This is a genomic window from Chryseobacterium luquanense (assembly GCF_026460945.1).
GTDB lineage: Bacteria > Bacteroidota > Bacteroidia > Flavobacteriales > Weeksellaceae > Chryseobacterium > Chryseobacterium luquanense.
In genome coordinates, this window is the sequence record NZ_JAOVZV010000001.1 from 610,782 (window position 1) to 634,962 (window position 24,181).

Annotated in this window: 26 protein-coding genes; 12 read left to right on the forward strand and 14 right to left on the reverse strand. The window is 32.3% G+C overall.

Features of this window, described 5'->3' with window-relative positions:
* Positions 1-99 precede the first annotated feature (99 nt).
* Together OEA66_RS02845 and OEA66_RS02850 are read left to right on the forward strand one after the other, a co-directional pair.
* Positions 100-1,380: a T9SS type A sorting domain-containing protein gene (locus tag OEA66_RS02845; RefSeq protein ID WP_267279934.1), complete on the forward strand. Its 1,281-nt coding sequence runs from the start codon at positions 100-102 to the stop codon at positions 1,378-1,380.
* Positions 1,381-1,577: 197 nt separating this feature from the next.
* On the forward strand, positions 1,578-2,852 hold the full coding sequence (locus tag OEA66_RS02850) for a T9SS type A sorting domain-containing protein (RefSeq protein ID WP_267279935.1): 1,275 nt from the start codon (positions 1,578-1,580) through the stop codon (positions 2,850-2,852).
* A gap of 190 nt (positions 2,853-3,042) precedes the next feature.
* Here OEA66_RS02850 and OEA66_RS02855 read toward each other — a convergent pair whose 3' ends face one another.
* The 6 genes from OEA66_RS02855 to OEA66_RS02880 all read right to left on the reverse strand — a co-directional run bounded on the left by OEA66_RS02855 (position 3,043) and on the right by OEA66_RS02880 (position 7,823).
* Positions 3,043-3,333, reverse strand: coding sequence for a putative quinol monooxygenase (locus OEA66_RS02855; RefSeq protein ID WP_267279936.1), 291 nt, complete (start codon positions 3,331-3,333; stop codon positions 3,043-3,045).
* An 84-nt stretch (positions 3,334-3,417) separates the two neighbouring features.
* Positions 3,418-4,302 (reverse strand): sulfite exporter TauE/SafE family protein, encoded by an 885-nt coding sequence (locus OEA66_RS02860; protein ID WP_267279937.1) that lies wholly within the window; start codon positions 4,300-4,302, stop codon positions 3,418-3,420.
* A gap of 21 nt (positions 4,303-4,323) precedes the next feature.
* Positions 4,324-5,565 carry a sulfate adenylyltransferase subunit 1 gene (locus OEA66_RS02865; RefSeq protein WP_267279938.1) on the reverse strand — a complete coding sequence of 414 codons (1,242 nt, stop codon included), beginning with the start codon at positions 5,563-5,565 and terminating at the stop codon, positions 4,324-4,326.
* A gap of 136 nt (positions 5,566-5,701) precedes the next feature.
* Positions 5,702-6,610, reverse strand: a complete 909-nt coding sequence (gene cysD / locus OEA66_RS02870; RefSeq protein ID WP_267279939.1) for a sulfate adenylyltransferase subunit CysD — start codon at positions 6,608-6,610, stop codon at positions 5,702-5,704.
* 25 nt (positions 6,611-6,635) lie between these two features.
* Positions 6,636-7,328 (reverse strand): phosphoadenylyl-sulfate reductase, encoded by a 693-nt coding sequence (locus OEA66_RS02875; protein WP_267279940.1) that lies wholly within the window; start codon positions 7,326-7,328, stop codon positions 6,636-6,638.
* 87 nt (positions 7,329-7,415) lie between these two features.
* Positions 7,416-7,823: an RrF2 family transcriptional regulator gene (locus tag OEA66_RS02880; protein WP_267279941.1), complete on the reverse strand. Its 408-nt coding sequence runs from the start codon at positions 7,821-7,823 to the stop codon at positions 7,416-7,418.
* A gap of 162 nt (positions 7,824-7,985) precedes the next feature.
* On the opposite strand from OEA66_RS02880, the gene OEA66_RS02885 reads away from it, so the two are divergent.
* From OEA66_RS02885 to OEA66_RS02920, 8 genes are all read left to right on the forward strand, one after another.
* On the forward strand, positions 7,986-8,414 hold the full coding sequence (locus OEA66_RS02885; protein ID WP_267279942.1) for a DUF4268 domain-containing protein: 429 nt from the start codon (positions 7,986-7,988) through the stop codon (positions 8,412-8,414).
* 34 nt (positions 8,415-8,448) lie between these two features.
* Entirely contained in the window at positions 8,449-9,138 is a 690-nt protein-coding gene (locus OEA66_RS02890) for a hypothetical protein (protein WP_267279943.1), read from the forward strand.
* A 106-nt stretch (positions 9,139-9,244) separates the two neighbouring features.
* Complete coding sequence (locus OEA66_RS02895; protein ID WP_267279944.1) at positions 9,245-10,168, forward strand: tetratricopeptide repeat protein; 924 nt, start codon at positions 9,245-9,247, stop codon at positions 10,166-10,168.
* Positions 10,169-10,329: 161 nt separating this feature from the next.
* Positions 10,330-11,145 carry a DUF2314 domain-containing protein gene (locus tag OEA66_RS02900; RefSeq protein WP_267279945.1) on the forward strand — a complete coding sequence of 272 codons (816 nt, stop codon included), beginning with the start codon at positions 10,330-10,332 and terminating at the stop codon, positions 11,143-11,145.
* 87 nt (positions 11,146-11,232) lie between these two features.
* On the forward strand, positions 11,233-11,805 hold the full coding sequence (locus tag OEA66_RS02905; protein WP_267279946.1) for a Crp/Fnr family transcriptional regulator: 573 nt from the start codon (positions 11,233-11,235) through the stop codon (positions 11,803-11,805).
* A 111-nt stretch (positions 11,806-11,916) separates the two neighbouring features.
* Positions 11,917-12,654 (forward strand): SDR family oxidoreductase, encoded by a 738-nt coding sequence (locus OEA66_RS02910; RefSeq protein ID WP_267279947.1) that lies wholly within the window; start codon positions 11,917-11,919, stop codon positions 12,652-12,654.
* 170 nt (positions 12,655-12,824) lie between these two features.
* On the forward strand, positions 12,825-13,736 hold the full coding sequence (locus tag OEA66_RS02915; protein WP_267279948.1) for a hypothetical protein: 912 nt from the start codon (positions 12,825-12,827) through the stop codon (positions 13,734-13,736).
* On the forward strand, positions 13,723-14,361 hold the full coding sequence (locus OEA66_RS02920) for an ATP-binding cassette domain-containing protein (protein WP_267279949.1): 639 nt from the start codon (positions 13,723-13,725) through the stop codon (positions 14,359-14,361). The genes OEA66_RS02915 and OEA66_RS02920 overlap by 14 nt, the downstream gene beginning before the upstream one ends.
* 121 nt (positions 14,362-14,482) lie before the next feature.
* Here OEA66_RS02920 and OEA66_RS02925 read toward each other — a convergent pair whose 3' ends face one another.
* Complete coding sequence (locus OEA66_RS02925; protein WP_267279950.1) at positions 14,483-15,157, reverse strand: YceI family protein; 675 nt, start codon at positions 15,155-15,157, stop codon at positions 14,483-14,485.
* Positions 15,158-15,473: 316 nt separating this feature from the next.
* Here OEA66_RS02925 and OEA66_RS02930 point away from each other — a divergent pair, with 316 nt between their 5' ends.
* Positions 15,474-16,142, forward strand: coding sequence for a TlpA family protein disulfide reductase (locus OEA66_RS02930; protein WP_267279951.1), 669 nt, complete (start codon positions 15,474-15,476; stop codon positions 16,140-16,142).
* Between the two features lie 403 nt (positions 16,143-16,545).
* Here OEA66_RS02930 and gldG read toward each other — a convergent pair whose 3' ends face one another.
* The 5 genes from gldG to kbl form a co-directional block, all read right to left on the reverse strand.
* Positions 16,546-18,213, reverse strand: a complete 1,668-nt coding sequence (gene gldG, locus OEA66_RS02935) for a gliding motility-associated ABC transporter substrate-binding protein GldG (RefSeq protein WP_267279952.1) — start codon at positions 18,211-18,213, stop codon at positions 16,546-16,548.
* A gap of 4 nt (positions 18,214-18,217) precedes the next feature.
* Complete coding sequence (locus OEA66_RS02940; protein WP_267279953.1) at positions 18,218-18,946, reverse strand: ABC transporter permease; 729 nt, start codon at positions 18,944-18,946, stop codon at positions 18,218-18,220.
* Between the two features lie 93 nt (positions 18,947-19,039).
* Complete coding sequence (locus tag OEA66_RS02945) at positions 19,040-19,588, reverse strand: CopD family protein (protein WP_267279954.1); 549 nt, start codon at positions 19,586-19,588, stop codon at positions 19,040-19,042.
* Positions 19,589-19,772: 184 nt separating this feature from the next.
* Entirely contained in the window at positions 19,773-20,150 is a 378-nt protein-coding gene (locus tag OEA66_RS02950) for a hypothetical protein (protein WP_267279955.1), read from the reverse strand.
* Positions 20,151-20,282: 132 nt separating this feature from the next.
* A complete protein-coding gene (gene kbl / locus OEA66_RS02955; protein ID WP_267279956.1) occupies positions 20,283-21,479 on the reverse strand; it encodes a glycine C-acetyltransferase in 1,197 nt (398 codons plus the stop codon).
* Between the two features lie 162 nt (positions 21,480-21,641).
* On the opposite strand from kbl, the gene OEA66_RS02960 reads away from it, so the two are divergent.
* Positions 21,642-22,511: a cupin-like domain-containing protein gene (locus tag OEA66_RS02960; RefSeq protein WP_267279957.1), complete on the forward strand. Its 870-nt coding sequence runs from the start codon at positions 21,642-21,644 to the stop codon at positions 22,509-22,511.
* A gap of 47 nt (positions 22,512-22,558) precedes the next feature.
* On the opposite strand, the gene OEA66_RS02965 is transcribed toward OEA66_RS02960, so the two are convergent.
* Entirely contained in the window at positions 22,559-23,473 is a 915-nt protein-coding gene (locus tag OEA66_RS02965) for a T9SS type A sorting domain-containing protein (protein ID WP_267279958.1), read from the reverse strand.
* Positions 23,474-23,764: 291 nt separating this feature from the next.
* A complete protein-coding gene (locus OEA66_RS02970) occupies positions 23,765-24,175 on the reverse strand; it encodes a hypothetical protein (RefSeq protein WP_267279959.1) in 411 nt (136 codons plus the stop codon).
* Positions 24,176-24,181: the final 6 nt, after the last annotated feature.

The following is a 24,181-nucleotide window of genomic DNA, read 5'->3' on the forward strand; positions in this document are numbered from 1 at the left end:
CAATTATCACTTATTCTAAAACAAGACAAATGTCATTATTTAATTTAGAATAATTAAAAATAATTAACTTAATTTTGTAAAATATTAAAAAATAGAAAAATGAAATTAAAACTACTTTTAGGAGCTTTGTTATTTTCAGCAGTAACTGCAAACGCACAAGTGGCTTCAATAGACCAAAATTTTAATAGTTTCACAGCAGGAAATACTACTTTTCCTCAAGGAGGTTGGTCTGCAGTTTTACCTGCAGGAGTAGGAGCTCCTCCTCCAATGATGGTAGTATATGCAGTAACAGGTGACGCTTCAGACAAATATGTTTCTGCTTATTCTGGAGCCAACTCAGGAACACCATTATATTTGGTTTCTCCACAGATTGTTGCGCCCACAGGAAATAAAACTTTAACATTCAAAACTCGTAAAAATGTATCTGGTGCAGCTGTATTGGTACAAGCTGGTTTAGTATCAAGCCCTACCGATATGTCTACTTTTGTTCCACTGGGTACAGAACTAAATGTAACTTCTACTACATTTCAAACAGTTACAATTCCTGTTCCAAGCTCAACATCAAGTTACTTAGCTTTTAGAACAGTTAACGCAATCCCAGGGGTTCCTCATACTGCAGCAGATTTTGATGACGTGGTTTATGATACAACTCCAGTGGGAACAATTAATGAAAACTTTAATGCGTTTACAGCAGGGTCATCTGCATTACCTCAAAACGGATGGAATAAAGTTATTGCGACAATGCCTCATAATGTATATATAGCAGCTAATAATGGAAGTAATTCTGCTCAGTTTTATTCAGCAAATACACCAAATACAACTGCGTATCTTATTGCTCCAAGAATTGTAGCTCCGGACGGAAGTAAAAAACTTAGATTTACTATTGGAGTATCTGCTGCAGCTAACGGAAGTTCTACTCTTGAGGCAGGTATGGTAACAAGCCCTACAGATATGGCATCTTTCACTTCTCTAGGAGCTCCGGTAACTATTACAACCTCTTCTACACCACAGATTATTACTTTAGATGTCCCTACTTCTACTAAGCAATATGTTGCTTGGAGATTTGTAGGAGCTGCAAACCACTCTGCGGTTTATGTGGATGATGTTATTTATGATGTACTTTCTTCTTTAGGAACATCAGATATAAAAACTAATACAAACACTTTAAATTTTGTTATTAATACAAATAATGAAATTCAGTTTGTAGGTAAATCTAATGTGAAATCTGTAAAAGTTTATTCTGCATCAGGAAATTTAGTTGCACAAGGAGCTGTTAACAATAACAGATTTGATGTTTCTTCTTTAGCTACTGGCTTATATATCTTTACTTCAGAAGATGATAACAAAACAGTATCTCATTCAAAATTTATCAAGAAATAATTGATTTTAAAATATATTCTGAAGGGTTGACTATAAATTGTAGTCAACCTTTTTTATTAACAAAATGAATAACAATCAATTGCGGATAAATTTTAATAAAAAAATTGACAAAACATGATATTTATCTTGTTTTTATTTAGAATTATTAAAAATAATTACATAGTTTTGTAGAACAATTCTAAATAAGGAATAAGGTTATGAAAACAAAATTATTTTTTGCTTCTCTTTTTGCACTTTCAGTACAGCAAACTGTATTAGCACAAACAGATTCAAACGGGTATACTACGGTAAATATGTCGATGGGAAACCAATACCAGAACAGAGTATTCTTTGATTTAAGTGCCAACAATATTGTATCTCAACCTGCCAATACTTGGGATATTGCTTTCTATAGAAATTCAACTTATGATTTCGGATCTAGAGTTAATGATGATAAAAAAATTGAAGTTTATGAAGCTTCAAATTCTGCATCAAATTGGGATAACATAAATATTGCTAATATTGCTTCTTGGGGAGCTCCGAAATATAATCCTGACAATTCTACTTCTCTTCATAATGGAGCTTTCGAACAAGGTTCTGCAAGTTCAGGATGGGGAGTTTATCAATCGAATCATCATATTACAGGAACTGTAATTTTTGTTCTTAAATATCTTTCTACCGGTGAATATATCAAATTCATGATAGAAGATTATTTTGGTGGATATACATTTAAATATTCCAAATGGAATGCAACTACATCAACTTGGGAAGCAACACAAACAAAGACTTTAGCAAACGGTACAGATGATGCTTATTTTAATTATTTCTCATTCACTACAGGAGCAAAAGTTGAAAATTTAGAACCACCAAAAGCAAACTGGGACTTAATGTTCACAAGGTACTACACTTTCTACATGAATATCATGATGTATCAAATGTCTGGAGTTCTACAAAGCCCGACAGTGAGTGTCGCAAAAGTACAACCAGAAATTCAGGCAACAGCAACTTCTACTCTTCCTGCTTCTACAGCATTTTCAAGTAATATTACAGCTATCGGACATTCTTGGAAACCAACTTCAGGATTCTATAATGATGTTGTTTATTACATTAAACAAGGTTCGGAATATTATAGAATGTATTTCATTTCAAATGAAGGTGCCAATACAGGAAATATGTATTTTAAATATAAAAACATCACTTCTACTTTAGATGTCACTGAAGTAAGCAAAAAAGCAACTTTCGGAATTTATCCAAACCCGACAACTGCTGATAAAAAAGTGACGGTTTTATTTGATGTAAAAGAAAAAGCAAATAACAAAGGCAGCGTTGAAGTTTATGATCTTACTGGTAAAAAAGTTTATAATGCAGAACTAAGCAATCAAACGGGTTTCTATAAACAAGAGATGAACTTATCTCATCTTCCATCAGGAAATTATTTAGTTAAAATTTCTTTTGGAGGTAAAACGGAAACAAAAAAACTTATTGTGAAATAAGACAACGTGAAAATGTGAGTTTGCTTCGCAGTGAATAGTCAATTGTCAATTTTTAAAATTCACCATTGACAGCAAAGCTAATTAACAATTCACTTTTAAAATTAATACTTTCTATTTTTTCTAATAAAAAGGCAGTTTCAAAATGATGAAACTGCCTTTTGACTTTTGTGGCTTCTAGCTTCTAACAAATTTAATAAATCTTAAAACCTTTATAAACTTGTGCTGATTCTTCAGATATTTTAGAAGCATTTTTTCTAAATTCGAAAAGATGATCGGTTCCGTTGTGAGCATTATGATGTTCTACACTTTCCCACAACTCAATAAGAAAAAAAGTTCCTTTATTTTCATTATCTTCTATAAGATCGTATTGCAGACAACCGGTTTCTTTTCTTGTTTCTCTTACCAAAGTTTGAAATAATTCCACCGCTTCCATCAAATGATTTTCTTTGAATCTGAAAAGCGCAACGATATGTAAATTCATGTGTTATTTTTAGGCTGTAAATGTAAATTATTTTTTGATTTTAATTTAAAACCAATTATCCTAAATTTTTCACAAAAAAGCATTCTAAAAAATTGATTTAAAAATAGTAATCGAGCTCATCACAATAACCAAAGCTCCAATGATGATAAACATATTTTTCACGGGAAGTTTTGCAGTAAGCATCGCAGAAAATGGTGCAGTAATAATTCCACCAATCAAAAGTCCGAGAATAATATTCCAGTGCTGGATTCCTAGCGTGAAGAAGAAAGTTACTGCTGCGGTAATTGTTAAAATAAATTTGGCTACCGTTGAGCTTCCCACAGCAAATCTTGGCGTAAAAGAATTTTTAATTAAAGTTCCTGTAACCAAAGGCCCCCATCCTCCACCGGCAAATGAATCTATAAAACCACCGATTACTCCCAATCGCGTAAGGTTTGTTTTTTTCTTTAAAGATTTATTTTGTTTAGGGTTAAAAGCATTCAAGAAAATTTTAAAACCTAGATACAACGTGTAAAAGGAAATAACTGTTTTGGTAATTTTTGAATAATATTCTCCTAAATATGTGAGTGAAACGGCTCCAATTATTGCTCCAATTATCGCAGGAACAGCCAATTTTTTAACCAGACTTTTGCTCACGTTTTTCAATCGAATATGACTGATACTTCCCGCTGCCGTAGTAAAACTTTCGGCAGAATGAATACTTGCGCTCACCGCATGAGGAGGAATTCCAAGAAATAAAAGTGTGGTTGTGCAAATCACACCATATCCCATTCCCATAGATCCTGCAACAAATTCAGCAAAAACACCTACCAAAAGCATCCAGTAAAAAATATGATTGTCTTTGGCAAGAATAATTTCAAGTTCATCCAAATATCCTAAACTGTACATTGAAACAAATGCAATAACCAAAACGACTACCGTAATCAAAAGTACATTGAGTCTGAACTGAATTTTCTGGGAAATTACCATATCATCAAGTGTTTTAAAGAACTATAAAATCATCACTGCACCAACGGTTGAATTGCTTGTTTCATCAATCAGAATGGCATTTCCTGTTGACCTGCTTTCTTCAAAACTGTCGAAAACCAAAGGTGATGCTGTTTTTAATCTCACTTTTACAACTTCATTTAGCCTGATGCTGTCTGTTACAGGCATCTGCTCAAGTGTATTGACATCAATTTTATATTCTATTTCTTTCACAATAGCTTTCACGGTTTTACTTTTGTGCTGAATAAAATATTTGTTACCCTCGTTCAGTTCTTTTTTGTCGAGCCAGCAAACAACGGCTTCCATCTCATTTTCAACTTTCGGCTGGAGGTCGGTTTTCACTAAAAAATCACCTCTGCTAATGTCGATATCATCTTCCACATGAATCACGGCTGGCTGATTGGTAAACACAAAATCCACTTCTTTTCCACCATTTTCAATTCTTGAAATTTTAGTCTGAATATTTTGTGGAAGCACCGTAATATCATCTCCTTTTCTGTAAATTCCTGAAATTACTTCGCCTGCATAACCTCTGTAATCATGCAGTTCATCCGTTTGCGGACGGATCACGTATTGTACCTGAAATCTCGGGTTTTCCTGTTCCTGATTCTGGTTAATCTCCACATTTTCCAGAAAATCTAAAAGTGTAGAACCTTGATACCAACCGGTTTTCTCAGATTTAGACACAATATTATCTCCGTTAAAAGCTGAAATCGGAAAATAGTTCACGTTTTCGAGCTTCAGTTTTTTTGCAACTAAATCGTATTGAGCTTTGATGTCATTATAAATCTCTTCAGAATAATCCACCAAATCCATCTTATTGATGGCAACCACCACATTTTTCATTTTCAATAATGAAGCGATGATAGAATGTCTTCTTGTCTGCTCAATCACTCCTTGCCTTGCATCAATCAGAATGACAATCAATTGCGAGTTCGAAGCTCCTGTAATCATATTTCTTGTGTACTGAATATGTCCCGGCGCATCGGCAATGATAAATTTTCTTTTCGGTGTAGAAAAATAGCGGTAAGCAACGTCAATCGTGATTCCCTGCTCTCTTTCGGCTCTCAAACCGTCGGTAAGAATGGCAAGGTCAACTCCGTTTTCGTTTTTATTTTTTGACTGTTTCTCCAATGCTTCAAGCTGGTCAATCAGTATATTTTTGCTGTCGTAGAGAAGTCTTCCGATCAGCGTACTTTTGCCGTCGTCTACACTCCCTGCTGTTATAAATCTTAGTATGTCCACGTTTATTTTATTAGTAATGAGTGATTGTTAATAAGTAATTTTTCAAACCGTTCATTTTTTGAATATTTTAATGTTAAGCATTGAGTGAAATACGCAGTTTTTTGGCATTGCCTATTACTCATTGCTCATTACCTATTTAAAAATATCCTCCCTTTTTTCTGTCTTCCATTGCGGCTTCCGTTACTTTGTCGTCGATTCGGGTTTCGCCACGTTCGGAAATTCGGGAAGCGGTAATTTCGTTTACTACTTCATCCAACGTTTCGGCTGAACTTTCAACTGCGGCTGTACAGGTCATATCTCCGACGGTTCTGTAGCGCACTTTTTTATTTTTAATCTGATCATTTTCATCAATCTGAATAAAATCTGAAACCGCAATTAACTGTCCGTCATACTCGATCACATCACGATTATGAGCAAAGTAAATTGATGGAAGCTGAATATTTTCTTTTTTAATATAATTCCAGACATCGAGCTCCGTCCAGTTTGAAATTGGGAAAACCCTTACGTTTTCACCTTTGTTGATTCTTCCGTTGTAGATATTCCACAATTCGGGACGCTGCAATTTTGGATCCCACTGTCCGAATTCATCACGAACTGAGAAAAAACGTTCTTTTGCTCTTGCTTTCTCTTCATCTCTTCTCGCTCCGCCGATGCAGGCATCAAACTGAAATTCTTCAATTGTATCTAATAAAGTATGTGTCTGAAGCCAGTTTCTTGAAGCAAATTTTCCTTTCGGTTCGGTTAAATTTTTAGCTTTAATCGTGTCTTCAACTTTTCTTACAATTAGTTCAGCTCCAAGACTTTCGGCAAAATAATCTCTGAACTGCAGTGCTTCCGGAAAATTGTGTCCCGTATCAATATGCACGAATGGAAACGGAATTTTCATCGGGGCAAATGCTTTCTTAGCCAGATGAACCAGTGTAATCGAATCTTTTCCGCCGCTGAAAAGCAAAGCAGGTTTTTCAAACTGAGCCGCAATTTCACGCATGATGTAAATGCTTTCCGCCTCCAGTTGCTCAAGATAATTTAGTTGATAGTCACTCATTATAATTTGAAAGATTAAATTTGAATTAGTTTGAATGCAGACCGCATTCTTTTTGTGAATTTTCCCACCACCAACGTCCGGCTCTGGGATTTTCGCCTTCCTCAATGGCTCTTGTGCAAGGTTGACAGCCGACACTGATAAAACCTTTTTTATGAAGAGACAGTTCCTGAACGTTATTCTGTTCCAAATAATCTAAGACATCCTGATACGTCCAGTTGATCAGCGGATTATATTTGTATAAAATTCTTTCCTCGTCCCATTCCAGAATCGGCATATTTTCACGGTTTTCCGACTGTTCGGCACGAAGTCCGGTAATCCATACTTTGGCATTTTCCAAAGCACGGTTCAAAGGTTTTACTTTCCGTATGAAACAGCATTCCTTTCTATTTTCTACAGAATGATAAAAAGCATTGATTCCTTTTTCTACGGCATATTTTTCAACATCGGCAGATTCTGGAAAGAAAACGTCAGTTTTCTTTTTGTAACGCGAATTGTTTTGTGAAAGCAAATCGTAGTGCTCATAAAAAAGTCTTCCGGTATCTAAAGTGAAAACTTTTATCGGTAAATTATTTTTAAATATCGCATCTGTAATCACCTGATCTTCCTGACCAAGTGAAGTGGAGAAAACAATTCCTTCTGAGATTTTAGACGAAATAAACTGTAATCCGTCTTCTAAAGTGAGTTGCTGTAAAGTATGTAGATCTTCTTTTGAAAACATCAATTTCTGTTTGATACCAGCAAATATCCAACAAAAATATTATCCTACCAAATAAGTAGACTTGTGAATTTAAAATTTATGATTTATTTAATCAATTAAATCGAGCAAGGTTTTCTCTTCCAAAATTTTGAGTGAGGCATCTCTCACTTCAATCAACACATCGTGTAAACTGCAGTGATCTTCATTGCAATTATCACATTTTTCATAAAAATTAAGACTTACGCAAGGAAGCATTGCGATTGGGCCATTAACAAGACGAATAATTTTAGCCAGATTCACTTTTTCAGGACTTTCTTTGAGGAAATAGCCCCCACCTTTGCCTTTTTTGCTGTCTAAAACGTCAGATTTTTTGAGCTGCAATAATATATTTTCAAGAAATTTTAACGGAATTTTTTTGTACTCCGCAATTTCAGAAATCAAAACCGGGCCTTCATTTCTCTTTTCTACGAGATATGAAAGCGCCTTAAAAGCATATTGAGATTTTTTTGACAGCATTACAGCAAAAATAGGAAAAAAAGTTGGATGATGGGGCTAGATGTTGAGAGATGGGTGCTGGAGGTTTAAAACTTACAATTTAACGATTAAAAATAGAAATATCTACGTAGTACATTCAGCTTCTAACATCCAGCTTCCAGCCAAAACAACTATATTTGTCCTATGTTCAGTAAAGAAGAAGCACAGCAATTAAAGAAAGAGTTTTGGACGGCTTTCGGGAAATCGTTTCCGAGAAAATGGATTTTGTATGATACCAAAGTCAAGGATTTTTCATTTAAATTTTATGCAGATAAGAAAAAAGCAGAAGTCTCGTTGGATATTGAGATGAAAGATGAAGTCTTCAGAGACGCTTATTATAACAAAATCTGGTCGCTAGAAGATATTTTGAAAGACTACATTGGCGATTTTCATAAAGAAGAATTTTACACTCTGGAAAACGGAAAAGTCATCAGCCGGATCTGGGTAGAAAAAGAAGGCGTTTCTGTTTTTAATAAAAATACCTGGAGGGAAGCTTTTGAATTTTTCGTAGAAAAAATGGATGGTTTTGAAAGGTTTTATTATGAATATGAGGATTTTATAAAGGATGTTTAAAAAGGATATATAAATTAAGTTAATCAATATATAAATGAAAATCTCTCTAATATTATTATTTAGCTGTTTTTTAGCTTTAAATTGTCAGTCAAAAAAAGATAGTTTAAACAATAAATTTACTGGTTGGACTTCACATAACTTAATTGGCAAAGTAAAAGAAATTACTATTAAATCATTTAAAATTGATTCAATACATAATACAAAAAAACAAGAAGGCTTGTACCATAAATTCGAATTTTCAACGACGGGTAATGAATTAATTTATAATATTTATGATGAAAACGACGTATTAAAATTTAAATCAACTCCTAAATATAATAATGGGAAAATTGTTAGTTCTACCATAGATAACATTGAAGAAAAGACTACGGAAAACTGGGTAATAAAAAAATATCTTTTAGATTTTTATGGTGGAGAAATCGAATGTTATATTGATAACAAACTAGTAAAAAAAGTTTTCAATACAATTAATAAAAAAGGACATCAAACAAGTTTAAAAGTTTTTAGTAATGATAATAAAATACTTTATGAAAAATCTTTGGAGTATGATGATCGTGAAAACCTAATTAAGACCACAGATAATTCTTATGCAAATGACACTGTCTATTCAATAAAATCTTCATTTATATATACAAAGTTTGATAAAAATAACAACTGGATTGAACGAACTGATAAAGTGGATGGTAAATTTTTGCTTACAGAAAGATCAATTGTTTATTACTAAAAATATTAATTTACAAATCTTTGAAAAACCATACATAACTGAAGTTTTTTGTCAAAAATATGGTAATAAAAGAAAACTCTCGTACTTTTAAAACAAAAACACACTTATGAAAAAAATTATCTTACTATTTATTCTATTGGTATTTCCTTTAGCTTCAGCTCAAAACGTATTCAAATCACAAAAGCAAATCTACTTAGCAGAATATTACGCTCATCAAAAAAATGATCAAAAAACTTTAGAATATTACTTGAAAGCCATTAAAATTAATCCTAAAGTCCCGATTAGCGATGTGTATTTAGAAGCAGCATCCATATCTTTTAAATTAAAAAATAACAAAACTGCCAAAGAATTACTTACCCAAAGTATCACCAAACAACTAGCTCCTTTAGATTTTTTAAAAGATTTTGAAAGTCTTAAACCCTACAAAGATTCTAAAGAAATGAAGGAAGTTTTGGCTCAATATAATGATTTGGAAAATCAATACTACAGAGAGCTTAAAAATCCGGCAGCTTATATGGAGATTCAAAATTTGATTGCCACAGATCAACTCATAAGAAAGGAAGATAAAGTTTTTGGCAAATTATCTAAAGAAACAGATTCCATGAATATTATTAAACTAATGGAACTTACTAAAAAATATGGTTGGGAATCTCGTGCGTGGATGCTATTGTGGCATCATCGAGGATATACAGATGATCAAAAATTTGTTTGGGATTTTTTTAAACCTTATTTGGAGAACGAAATTAAAAAAGATAATGTTAATAAAGATTTTTTTGTTGACTTTGATGAATTTGACAGCTCTATGAATGATTTTACAAACAAAACAAATAAAGGATCTCTTTACACATTGCAAACTTTAGGAAATATAAACCACAACACAACCTACTTTGACATAAAAAATCTTGATAAAAGAAGAAAGTCTGTAGGTTTGCCTCCGTTATATTTTGAGCATTTTCTTTATGGCTCAGAACTTCCAAAAGATTATCAATACAATCCTGAGAATCTTCTGAAAGATTTGGAAAATTTATAATTGTTAATTTTCAATAAACATAATACAATTTAAACTCTTGTTTAAATATTTTCCGTATTTTAGTTACACCAAAAATATCAATATCTACTTATTCATCAAGGTTTCAGCAGAATACATTATGATATTGATTTAAAATTAAATCACAAAATGTTTAAGATACAATGGAAAACAACTCATTTATTTTTACGGACGGAAAAGACCCTAAAATGATTGCAGCATACAAAAAAGCACAGGAAAACTTCAAATATTTCTGGCGAGAACTTTCTTGGGAGCAAAGAAGAATTATTCCCGGATTGAATCTTGCCTGTGTAAAAGCTTCTTTTTCTGAAAAAAATCCCGATGGAGAACAAATCGTAGAACACATGTGGATGAATGATATTTACTTTGATGGCGACACTGTGAGCGGATATCTCATCAACGAACCCAATGATCTGACCACAATACAACCCAGAGATTATTTCGAAATACCTCTAAACGAAATCAGCGACTGGCTTTTTGCCATCACTCCGATGCAGAAAAAACCAACCGGGCTTTCAAAATTATTTTCATCATCTTCAGAACCAATTCCAAAAGCGTATGGCGGATTTACCATTCAAAAAATGCGTGCAGATATGTCGGAATCTGAAAGAAAAGAACATGATGAAGCGTGGCAACTCGATTTTGGAGATTTTAATGAAATTGAAGTTGTCAATGAACAAAAAGAAAAGCCGGAGAACCTCATCGAACATCCGATGAGCAAGAATATGAAAGAAGATTTTGTAAAATTTCTAAATGATTATCCAGCGGAACTCACCAATATTGATGAAAACGGCTTTACGCTTCTTCACAGAGAAACAATTGCAGGAAATCTAAGCTCGGTAGAAGTTTTGCTTGAAGCCGGTGCCGATAAAAATTTAAAAAACAACAACGGAAAAACAGCTTTAGATTATGCCAAACAGCTCAATTGGGAACATCTCATTCCTGTTTTGGAAAATTAATTTTACAAAGAGAAACTTTCGGGTTTCTCTTTATATTTTTTACCAAATGACAAATGCCGTGAAAATTTCTTTAGCTAAATTGCATTCATGAAAGAATTATTTGATTTTATTTTAAAATTTGGAAACCTCAACCAGCAGCAAATCGATTTTATTTCTAGCAAGACTATTGAAATCAATATTTCGAAAGAAGAATATTTTTCAGAAGCTGGAAAAATAGCAAAACAAGTTGGCTTTCTGGTTGATGGAATTCTCAGGGTTTGCTATTATAACAATCAAAGTGAAGAGATTACAAAGTATTTCATTGAAGAAAATAATTTGGTGGTAGATTTAGAAAGTTTCGATAATCAAATCTGTTCGAGTGCTTACGTTCAGGCGGTCACAGATTGTAAAATGATTGTTTTTGAAAGAAAAGACTGGCTCGAACTTTTACAAACTATCGTTGGTTTTGATGCCATTGTACACAAAATCATTTCCCGAGCTTTAATACAAAAAGTAGAAAGAAGAAGTCCGCTTGTATCAGAAGATGCAACAACCCGTTATTTAAAGTTTCTTGAAATTTATCCTACAGCTTTTAACAGAATTCCTCTTTCGTATGTTGCTTCGTATTTGGGAGTAACGCAATCTTCTCTAAGCAGAATCAGAAAGAATATTACTTTATAAATAATATTATTTTAAATCCAATCAACTAAAATTAATTTCTCTTTTTGCCAAATGGCAAATGTCACGTTGTTTTATTGACGGAATTTTACACCATTAATTAAAACAAACAAAATGCAAACAGTATTAATAACAGGAGCCAACAGAAGTATTGGTTTGGAAACTGCAAAACAACTTTCAGAAAAAGGTTTATTCGTTTATTTGGGAAGCCGAAATCTTTCAAAAGGCGAAGAAGTCGTAAAAGAATTACATGAAAAAGGATTTCAAAATATCAAAGCTATAGAAATTGATGTGACGAATCCGGAATCTATTTTTAAGGCTAAAAAAATTATCGAAAATGAGCAAGGAAAACTGGATATTCTCATTAATAATGCCGGAATTTTAGGCATCAACCCACAAACTGCCTCAGAAACTTCTGTAAAAGACATTCAGGAGGTTTTTAATACCAATTTCTTTGGAGCAATCAGTGTGACGCAGGTTTTTTTAGATTTACTTAAAAAATCTGACAGCCCTAGAATCAGTAATATTACTTCAGGATTAGGTTCCTTAACTTTACATAGTGACCCAAACTGGAAATATTATCATGTAAAAGGAGCAGCTTACGGTACTTCAAAATCATCACTGAATGCTTATACAATTGTTTTAGCTTATGAATTGAGAGAATTGCCTTTTAAAGTAAACGTGATTGATCCAGGTTACACGGCAACAGATTTTAATCATCACAGTGGTCCCGGTTCTGTGGAAAGTGCAGCTTCATTCATTATTAAACACACTTTAACCGATGAAAATGCTCCAACCGGACAGTTTTTTAGCAATGATATAGAAGATGAATCGGGAATCAGTCCGTGGTAATTTTTAAATTCTAAAAAAATCAAGAGAGACTTCCAAGTTTCTCTTTTTTCTTAAATTTTCCTTAATAGGTGATATTTAAAACAGCTTTTTCTATCTTTGAAAGCTTAAATCGAGGCGAATAACAGATTTAGATAAAACTACTCTTCTTATTTTATATTAAAGAAAATTCATTGCAAAAAATTTATAAACACTTTCAATTCAGGTTTAATCAGAGTTTCAGGATTTTTAATTATAATCCTAAAGTCAGCTTGCCGATTTTTCTGGTTTTCGGAATGTTGATGATAGTTAAATTTCCGCAATCTATTTTTTATCCGCTACTCTATTTCTCCATTGCTTTGGTTTTTCATATTAACAGAAAAGATATTCCGTTTTTAAATAAAATATTTATCAATCATTGGAGACTGATTATTTTTTTAGAATCTGCATTTATCTACGCGCTTTTTCTAATGGCAAACATCAATTATAAAATTGAAAAATTCGGTTTGATGATGTTTTTTGCGATTATTTTACTCTGTTTTTTACAGCCAAAGTCCAAACCTTTTCCTACTTTGCAATGGAACTTTATTTCCAATGATCTTTTCGAGTGGAAAAGTTATCTTCGCAAAAATACTTGGATGTTTATTCTGACGTATCTTGTAGTGATTGCTTCGGCATATCATCAAGCCAGTTTGATTTTGTGCGGAATTTTTTTGATGGATTATTTATCTCATGTTTATGAAGATAACGAGAACAAAGAAATGCTCGAAGTTTATTTTAAAAAGATCAATTTTAAAGATAAAATCTATAAAAATATTGTTTTTTTTAATACGCTTCTTTCACCAACTTATATTGCGTTTTTAATAATCAATTTTAACGAAAGTCTGTATCTTCTCTACTATATCTTCTTTATGAATCTTTACTTTTTGCTGATTCTCACGAGGAAATATAAGCTTTATCATCATCAAGAAAAGGCCAATTACTTTAGTATTGTAGTTTTTATAGAATATTTCGTTTACAGCATGTTGATTATTCCAGCATTTATTATCATTCATTTAAATATCAAAGAAGCACAGCAAAATATTAAAAACTATGTTGGAAATTAAAAATCTGTCGGTCAGTTTTAAAGATAAAAATGTTCTTCAGGGTTTAAATTTAGAAATTGAAGAAGGAAAAATTTTAGGTATTCTCGGGAAAAACGGTGCCGGAAAAACCACATTTTTTGAATCGCTTTATCAAGGTCAGAAATATAGTGGAGAAATTTTGTGGCAAAGCAAAAAAATTCTTCGTGAAAATATTTCTTATCTCGAAACAGAAAATTATTTCTATCCATACATCACAGGGAGAGAATATTTATCTTATTTCTCAAATGATAAACTTACAAAAACCATAGAATTAGCCGAAAAATTTCAACTTCCTTTGGAGAAATATGTGCAATATTATTCCAGCGGAATGAAAAAGAAACTCGCTTTGATAGGAATGTTAATGCTCGATAAACTGGTTAATATTTTAGACGAACCTTTTAACGGAGTTGATTTTGAAGGCGTTCATTTATTGTATGATATTATCAGAGAATTGAAACAAAACAATAAATTGGTTATTATCAGTTCACATATTATCGAAACTCTTTTTCACACCTGCGACCACATTGTTACTTTAGAAAATGGTATTATCACCAATACATTTGAAAAATCTGATTTTGAAAGTTTGAATCATTTTAAATTTGTTTAAATATTTATTTATAATTTTTGATAGCACCAAATCCTATCTTTGGAACTGTTTACTCTTTCATTTTAAAACAAAAAGACATCTGCATTTCTACAGATGTCTTTATATGTATGACTGTTTCAGATTACTTTTGGTCAGCTTTTACATCGATAGCGATTTCGATATCTTTGCTGATCATCCATTCAGCAGGATCAGTTTCGTCAGTTCCGAATTTAATTCCCCAATCAGCACGGTTTACAGTGAATTGAGCCTTTAAAGTTGCAGATTTTTCTACGATGTCAACTTTTGCAGGGAAAGAAACATTCATTGTTTTTCCAAGAAGCGTAAGATTTCCGCTTACTGTTTTGTTAGCACCTTCTACAGCATTTTGAGCACCTGCAGCTAAATCTTCAACTTTAGTGATTTTGAAATCAGCAGTTGGATGTTTTTCAACATCAAAGAAGTCAGCATTTTTAAGGTGACCTTCAAGATCTGTGTATTTTTTGTCTTTTTCAGTAACTGAAGCTGGATCTACTTTTAGAGACTTCATGTCAATCACAAATTCTCCTGAAGCCAATTGATTATCAGCAACAGATAATTCTCCTGTAGAAACTGCTAAAGTTCCCCAACGTGGAGCAAAACCTCCTTTGTGGAAAGCTTTCCAGTTTACTTTAGAAGCTGTAGTATCAACAGCAAAAACATTCCCTTGCTTTTCTGCTACAGTTTGTTCCTGACCTGCAGTTGCAGCTTCTTTTTTATCACCACATGATGCAAGAAGTAAACCTAAACTTGCCAAAGCGATTACGCCAATTTTCTTCATTTTTTAAAGTATTTAATATTATTATTGTTTGTTGTCTCAATAAAACCTCAAAACTTTTATTTTATTGTTTTGACTCTGCAAACCTCCGAAAAATTGAAGGTTTAATGATTAACATAGGATAAGAAAAGACTAAAATTATAAAAAACTTTTGGAAATTGTAGTTTAATAATAATTAATTCCTTGGAATTGTTCGGAATCTTAAATCATTTTGGTAGAATTGACGGAGTTTCTAAGATTGTGATTTTTCTTTGTAAGGTGATTTTAATTGGGATTTGTTTATATTTGTTGAAAGGCAATTAATACCCAAAACATTTTAATGAAAAAATTACAAATTATCTTTCTCCTTACTCTAAGTCTAAACTCTTTTTCGCAAAAAATATACTACAAAATAAATGGTGGTAAACCTGTCGATGAAATTAAATATACCCAAGCAAAAGAATCTATTTATAAAAAAGGAAAACTAGAAGAACTTCTTCTTAAAACAAAAAAGACAGAAGATTCAATTATTCATTTTGTAAGACTTGGTGCGCTTTCTACCACTCCCGATGGTTTTGATCCTTATGCAGAAACTAAGAAATATATAGGGACAAGATTTCAGATTGAAAAATTTGTAAATGAAAAACAGAAAAATTTCGACAAAAATTTTCTTAGCGGAAAACCTACTTTTATCAATTTCTGGTTTACAAGATGTCCACCTTGTATAGAAGAAATTCCTTTATTAAACGAACTAAAAGAAAAATTTAAAGGGAAAGCAAATTTCATCACAATTTCTTTTAATGATAAAAAAACGATTGATGAGTTTACCAAACAGCAACCATTTAATTTCCAGCATATTGCAGATTCTAAAAAGCAGATTGATGGACTGAATATTTCAGCGTTTCCTACAAGTCTTATTTTAGATAAAAACGGAATTATAAAATTTGTTTTCGGAGAGGTTACAGGTGAAACTCAAGATATTGAGGTTATTTTTGAGGGATTGTTATAAAATCATCAGTAATAACATTGATGGAAATAAAATACAATATCAAACTTTTTACAATTATATCAAATCTAATTTTGGTTTGTGCTTTTCTTTTACCTAAAGTAGTTACAAATTCTTACCGATATGGAGAATTACATAACATTTGGGCATTTTCTGTAATGACAGTTTTTGTTTTCCACGGCATTTCAATCTTTTTAACAATTTTAAATATTGCCTTTATTATTCCAAAAATCAATGAGAATCGAAAGAAATATTACATTTTATTGTTGTTAAATACTCCCGTTATTTTAGTGTGGATATGGTTTTCAATAATGATTTTATTTTTTATTTAATTTTTAAACTTATTCATATTCAATACAAGAATAACAAAAAAAGAGAAACCTCACAGTTTCTCTTTTTCTATATTCTATCCAAATTTCTTTTTTCTTAACCAGAAGAACAGTCCTCCTAAAAGTCCGATAATTGCTAAAGGAAGCAACAAATTCACGTATTGCCAGTTTGTTCTTTCATCGGTGATTCTTTTACGATCGAGAAGACGTTCTTCGATGTTTCTGTTTCTCAGCTCCATCAGATTACTGTCGTCAAGAAGATAATCTAAAGCATTTCTTAAGAATTGTTCGTTCCCAAATTGTTCTTCTGTCAACATATCAACTCCTAAAGGTAAAGCCTGTCCTTTGATGACTTTATTTCTTCCGACGTCACCATCTGCAATTACGATCATTTTGTTTTCAGGGCTTGAAGCTTTGAATCCCGGATAAGATTTTCTTTCAATTCTCGAAGCATAAGCAGAATTAAATTTACCTTCCAAGGCAACAGCAAAAATCTTCGGTGTGCTTGGTTTTTCCATTTGCCCCAAACTGTCTACACTTGCAATTTCTTTCAGCTCAACATAGTTTGGAACCTGCTTTAGTAAAGTTCTTTCACTTGACTCAAATAAAACATTGGTTTTAAATTTTCTTCCACCTAAAGTATCAATAGATGTGGGAAACTCAAATTTTACAGGATTGATGTTTTTTGTAATCGGATGGTCATGCTCTGCAATTCCCAAGGGAAAATAAGGCCACGGAAGACTTGTATATTGTGCATTTCCTCCTACCTCACCGGTTACCAGTTTTAAAAGCGCATATTTTTTCACATCTTTTACCAAAGCAGGATTGATTCTTAAACCATAATTAAAAAAGAAATCCGTCATGTTAATATCAACAGGAAATGGCATTACTTTTTTAGACTTTGTCAAAGTATCCATTTCAGCGTTAACTGCATCAATCATCCAAAGCGTTTTTCCTCCGTTCATGATGTACTGATCCAAAATTACTTTTTCGCCATCTGTAAAAGCCTTTCTTGGTTTTGCGATCACCAAAGCGCTCATTTGTTTCAATAATGGTAAATCTGCCTGAGTAATTTCCACATTATTTTTTGGAACAATCGGACCTGCGTCGTAGTTTTCTGTAGCCAATCTCATGAAGCTTTCAAATTCCGTAGGATTCAACTCGTCCTGATTAACCAGAATTCCTACTTTCTTTCTCTTATTCGTAGCGACAGCTTTAATATTTGAAACTAAATTATATTCCAAATTCTCAATAGATTTTCTTAATTGTTCATCTGCATTAATATTCGACTGCTGTACAACCAAAGGAATAGAAATTCCTCCACCATTATATTTTACGACTGCATAAGGAAACAAATAGATCTGGGTAACTTTTCCGTCTTTAAAATCCGGAAGAACCGAAGGCTGCATTCCCATTGCCATCAAAGTATCCTGAGACATTTTGGTTTTCATAGGATCGATGAATTTAAAATCAATTTTCGGATTGATTTTTCTGAATTCTTCGAGCATAAATTTAGTCTCACTCTGAAGCTGTTTAAAGCTTGCCGGAAAATCTCCTTCCAAGTAAACATCAACCGTCAAAGGTTTTTTAATCGATTCTAAAACTTTGATGGTACTGTCTGAAAGGGTATATCTTTTTTCTTTGGTTAAATCTAATCTGATGCCCGAAAACGCAAGAACCAATGCAAGAACAAAAGTTCCGATCAATAAAATGGCAAATGGAGATTTTAAGTTAATCTTCTTCATGTTTTTACTTCTTTTTATTGATAAAATGATTAGACAATGTCAAGGTAAGACCGATAATAAAAACAAAATAGGCAACATCTTTAAAATCGATAAGACCTCTTGTAAAGCCTAAGAAATGCTGATAAAAACCAATATTCTGTAAAATAAAATCTGCTCCGCCCAACAATTTATAACTTGCCAATTGCTCAATACCGAAATACATGATGAAACACATGAAAACGCCTAAAAGATAAGCCATAATCTGATTCTGAGAAAGCGAAGATGCTAAAATTCCAACACCTGAAAAGGCCGCAATCAGAATAATTAAGCCAAAATAACTTCCGAAAGTCATTCCCATATCAATATTTCCTTCCGGAACTCCCAAAACGTAAATTGTGTAGAAATAAATCAATGAAGGAATCAGACATAAAATTCCGACAACCCAGACTGAAAGAAATTTCCCTGAAACTAGATCTGAAACTTTCAGAGGTTGAGAAAACAACCAGTTTAAAGTTCCTGTTTGTTGTTCTTCCGCAAAAGTTTTCATCGACAAAGCCGGAATAATAAACATCAGTAACCAAGGTACCAAAACAAAGTAGCTCTGTAAAGAAGCCAATCCGATGTCGAAAATATTAGAATCATTCTCGAAAAAAAACAGAAATAAAGTCATTATCAGACTGAACGCTGCAATGATAATCCATGCGCTCCAGTTACCGAAATAACTCCAAAGTTCTTTTTTAAATATTGCAATCATAGTTTTATTTAGGGTTTAGGTAATAGGTTTTAGGACTTAGTTTATTCGATAAATTGACGATTGACTATTTCACAATTTACTATTATCTATTCATTATTTTTTCTTATTCTTATTTACCAATTTTACGGTCATCATGATTAAAAATACCAGAACGAAAAATCCGGTAATTAATTGCCACCAATATTCAATGACCTGATATTTTAATATGACAGTAAAAACCACCAAAAATAAAATAAATGTGGCGATTTCGTTTGCCTGTCTCAGTTTTAAATTGGCAGTTTCTAAAGTATTTCCGTTGAGTTGGGTTAAATGTTTGACTTTTTTCCAGCACCAATAATGGTAAATTGCCAATCCGATAAGGAAAGTCAGTTTTAAATGAAACCATGGCATTTTCATTAAACCGGTATTCAGAAATATCATTACTAAGCCGCAAACAGCCATAATAATTCCGGCAGGAACGGTGATGATATTCCATAATCTTCGAGCCATAAAGATATATTGTTCTCTCAGAATCGACTTTTTTTCATCCGAAAAAGCATCGGTATCTTTATAGTACACGAAAATTCTTACGAGATAAAAAATTCCCGCAAAATAACTGACCATAAAAATAATGTGCAACGCCTTGATGATGGTATAAAGCATCGTAAAAATTTGTGTGCAAAGATAATGATTTTGTTGATGAACTAAATGCAAAATAGTAAGTCAATCAACGATTCATACAACATTAATCGTTTTTATTTATGAAATTTAAATTATATTCAAGTTTAATTTAAATTTTAACTAAAGCCATTGCAGGAGAAAAAACGAAAACAAACTAAATTTGTTCTTATTGAGTAAAAGAAATACTATCAATCTTCTTTCCATCAGCGTATTTTTTAATATACTTCAGTTTTCCGTTTTCGTCGTAATATTTCCAATCTCCGAAATAATACCAATGTCTCTGAACATCTGAAATATCAAGTCTCGATTGTCCTTTTTCCATGATTTTACCATTGGAGGAATACAGTTTTGTTTTAGTAACCGTTTTTCTGATTTTATCTTTCTGATAGAGTTTATCCTGAAAAGTGGTTTTCCAGACTCCTACTTTTTCACCTTTTCTATATTTTCCTATTGCTATTAAAATTCCTTGATCTGAAGAATATTCTTCCTTCCATTTCCCATGGCGTTTTTGAGTTTTAGAATCAATTTTAATGTATTGATTCATTTCAGTTGTACATGAAACAAAAATAAATATTGAGAATATTGTAAGCAATAAGTTTTTAAGCATAAAAAAACAGAATTTCTGTAAATATAGAAATTCTGTTTTTATTCTACAATTGTAGAACGATTTATTTTTTTAAGAAATCACTCCTAATTCTTTTCCAACTTTTTCAAAAGCAACAATTGCCTTATCTAAATGTTCTCTCGTATGAGCCGCAGAAAGCTGTACCCTGATTCTTGCTTTCTCTTTAGGAACCACAGGATAGAAGAAACCAATTACATAAATTCCTTCATCCATTAGTTTTTCTGCCATTTTTTGCGCCAATTTTGCGTCATACAACATGACAGGTACGATTGCAGCGTCACCATCTGGAATATCAAAACCTTTTGCTTTCATTTCCGTTCTGTAATATTCTGCATTTTCCATTACCGTATCACGAAGTGAAGTGTCGTCTGAAATCATTTCTAATACTTTCAAAGCTGCACCAACAATTCCCGGAGCCAGTGAATTTGAAAATAAATATGGTCTAGAACGTTGTCTCAACATATCGATGATTTCTTTTTTACCTGACGTGAATCCGCCTAAAGCACCACCCAAAGCTTTTCCTAAAGTAGAAGTGATAATATCTACTCTACCCATCACTTCGTTTGCTTCGTGAGTTCCACGACCGGTTTTTCCGATGAAACCAGTTGCATGAGAATCATCAACCATTACCAAAGCATCGTATTTATCGGCTAAATCACAAACCCCTTTTAGGTCTGCAACAATTCCGTCCATTGAGAAAACTCCGTCTGTAACGATGATTTTGAAACGGTGATTTTTTTCGGAAGCAGCGATTAATTGAGCTTCCAAATCTGCCATATTATTGTTTTTGTAACGATATCTTGCTGCTTTACAAAGACGAACTCCGTCAATAATGGAAGCATGATTCAATTCATCAGAAATAATCGCATCTTCTTCCGTAAATAAAGGTTCGAAAACACCACCATTTGCATCAAAACAAGCAGCGTATAAAATAGTATCTTCAAGACCTAAAAATTCAGCAATTTTTTCTTCCAGTTGTTTGTGAATATCCTGAGTTCCACAGATAAAACGTACAGAAGACATTCCGTAACCGTGAGAACCAATCATTTCCTGCGAAGCTTTCATTACTTCAGGGTGATTTGACAATCCCAAATAATTATTGGCACAAAAGTTTAAAAGCTTTTTTCCATTAGCTTCAATCTCTGCACTTTGCTGAGAAGTGATGATTCTTTCTTTTTTAAAAAGTCCGTCGTTTTTGATGTTTTTCAGTTCGTTCTGTAGATTTTCAAGATATTTTCCGGAGATCATTATAATTAAATTTAGTTGCGCTAATTTAATAAAAACCCATTAAACAAAATAAGTTTCAAAATTTTTATTGTTTTTTAATCAGTGAAAAATTAAAATTCAGAACCAATAGTCTACTAATTTTGTAGGATAATTATTATATTTGACGATTCTAAATTAATTGTAATGAAATTAACACAGGTAAAAAGCACTCAGAATATCAGTTCAGAAGAATTTACTTCAAATCACATGAAAGCCTGTAAACCAATTATTCTAAAAGACTTTGTTGAGCAGGACAGTCCGGCTTTTGAAAAATGGAATTATGAATATTTTAAACAAATCGCAGGCGAAACTAAAGTAAATGTTTATGGAAGTGAGCTTGAATCGATTGATCGTGTGGCAAGTAAGCCTGTAGCAGAAACTACTTTTTCAGAATATTTAGATTTAATCAGTACAAAAACAACTGAATATCGTTTATTTTTATTCAATCTTTTAAGTATAAAACCTGAACTTAAAAATGATCTTCACTATAAAGATGTAACGAAGGGAAAAGTTTTAAAATGGCTTCCTTTTATGTTTTTTGGTGGAAAAGGTTCAATTACGAGAAATCATATTGACATTGATATGTCTCATGTTTTTATCACACAATTTCAGGGAATTAAAAGAATATGGCTTTTTCCATGGGAACAGTCGGATTTGATGTATAAACTTCCTTACAATTTTCACAGTCTGGTTAATCTTCAGGAAGCGGATTATGAAAAATATCCGGCTTTAAAATTTTTAAATGGTTATGAAGCTGTGATTAAGCCTGGAGAAACACTTTATATTCCTTCCGGTTGGTGGCATTATATTCAATACGAAACGGAAGGTTACTCTGTTTCTGTTCGTGCTTTACCTTCAAGTTTGTTAGAGAAATGGAGAGGTTTTAAAAACTTAGTGATCATCCGACATTTTGATAATGTGATGAGAAGAGTTTTTAAAGAAAAATGGTTTAATTACAAGGTTAAAATTGCCAATAAAAGAGCTGAGAGAGCAATCAAGAAAATATATCAATAAAAAAACCTTCCAGAATTCTGAAAGGTCTATGTTTGATTTTAAGCAATCTACTTCTTGATAAATTTCTTGGTAAATTCTGAAGTAGAAGTTTTGACTTTAATCATATAAACACCCGTCAATAAGTCTGAAACATTCAAAATTTTCCCATTGGAAATTCCGTGTTCATGAAATTTTTTGATTAGACCTCCTTTAGCATCAAAAATTGTAATTGAATTTATATTTCCATCTGTTTTAATATTTAATTTTTCAGATGTAGGATTAGGATAAATTTTTATCAATTCTTTTTTTCCAACTTCTGCAGTTGAAAGGACTGCTAAATTATTAATCTGAATATTATCAACTCTGAAACCGGAACCGAAATCATCATAAACGAAATCAATAACCTGTACGTTTTTATTAGTTCCTAAAGATCCTGAATAAATTTGTACCCCATTCATAAAATACTGCAAAGTATTGATAGACTGCTTAATAACAATTTTTAAATTATACCATTGATTTTCTGTAAGAACCGGTCCGTCAACAAACCCTGTTGCATTTCTATAACTCAAAACTCCTGTAAGATAATCGATTCTCAAAGCAGCAGTATAATCAGAAATCAATGCATTGTTATAAATTGCAATTTCGTAATCTGAAAATTCAAGATCTGAAAAACTATAATCAAAAGAAATCTCAACATCGCTACTCGTCACTAAACTTGTAATATTTTTTTCAATTCCACAAAAATCCTGAACAGTTTCATTACTAATCATGTTGAAAGATCGAGCTCCATCTGTTGGATTTGAATTAACAACCTGTGCATTTGCTGAGGGAAGTCCACCCCAAACTGTCCAACCTTGTTGACCTCCAAGATTTCCAACAATATATCCTTCTGTGCTTTCAAAGGAGATTTTTTGCATCTGCGCTTTAAAATAAAACGCTCCAAACGACATAAATGCCATTAAAGTAAATAGATTTTTTCTCATGGAAATATTTAACAATTAATGAATCAACGACTTATAATTTTACGAAGCTGCAAAATTAATACCTTATTTTCAATTTTTTAAATATTTCTTTTTATATTTAGTTAATATTCAAAATTTGCAAAATATACCAATCACATCATCAACGTCTGGTGAAAATTTTTTTGAATTTAATTTCACGATACTGAGAAACAAAACTTGTGAAAACTCTTTATCTTTTTAGGGGAAAGCAATAGAATTTAATAAAAAAAGCTTTCACAAATGAAAGCTTTAAAATTACAAATGACTTTATAGTTATTTTTTCACGTCAGTTTTCTTGTAGACAACGCCTTGTAGAGATTTTATTCGGGCTGTACATTCATCGGAAATGAATGTCATCACAAGATTTTCTCCTATAATTTCATACTTATATTTCCCTGTAGTTCCTGCATTGCAGGGTGTACCTCCAGAATTTTTCACGATAGTAATTTCACCGTTATTGAGGCTATAATTCATATTCTCAATAATTTTATCTCCAAGTAAAACATCTAATTTATCTTTAGAAAACTTCAGAACAACTTCCGTTTCCTGAGGGATTTTCGCAAGACCGCTCCATTGTGTATCCAACAAAGGATTGTCTGATTCTTTAGATTCACATGATGTTAAACTCAACATCAATACAGTAATTAAAACAAGTTGAAAAAAGAATAAAGTTTTAGATTTCATATTTGT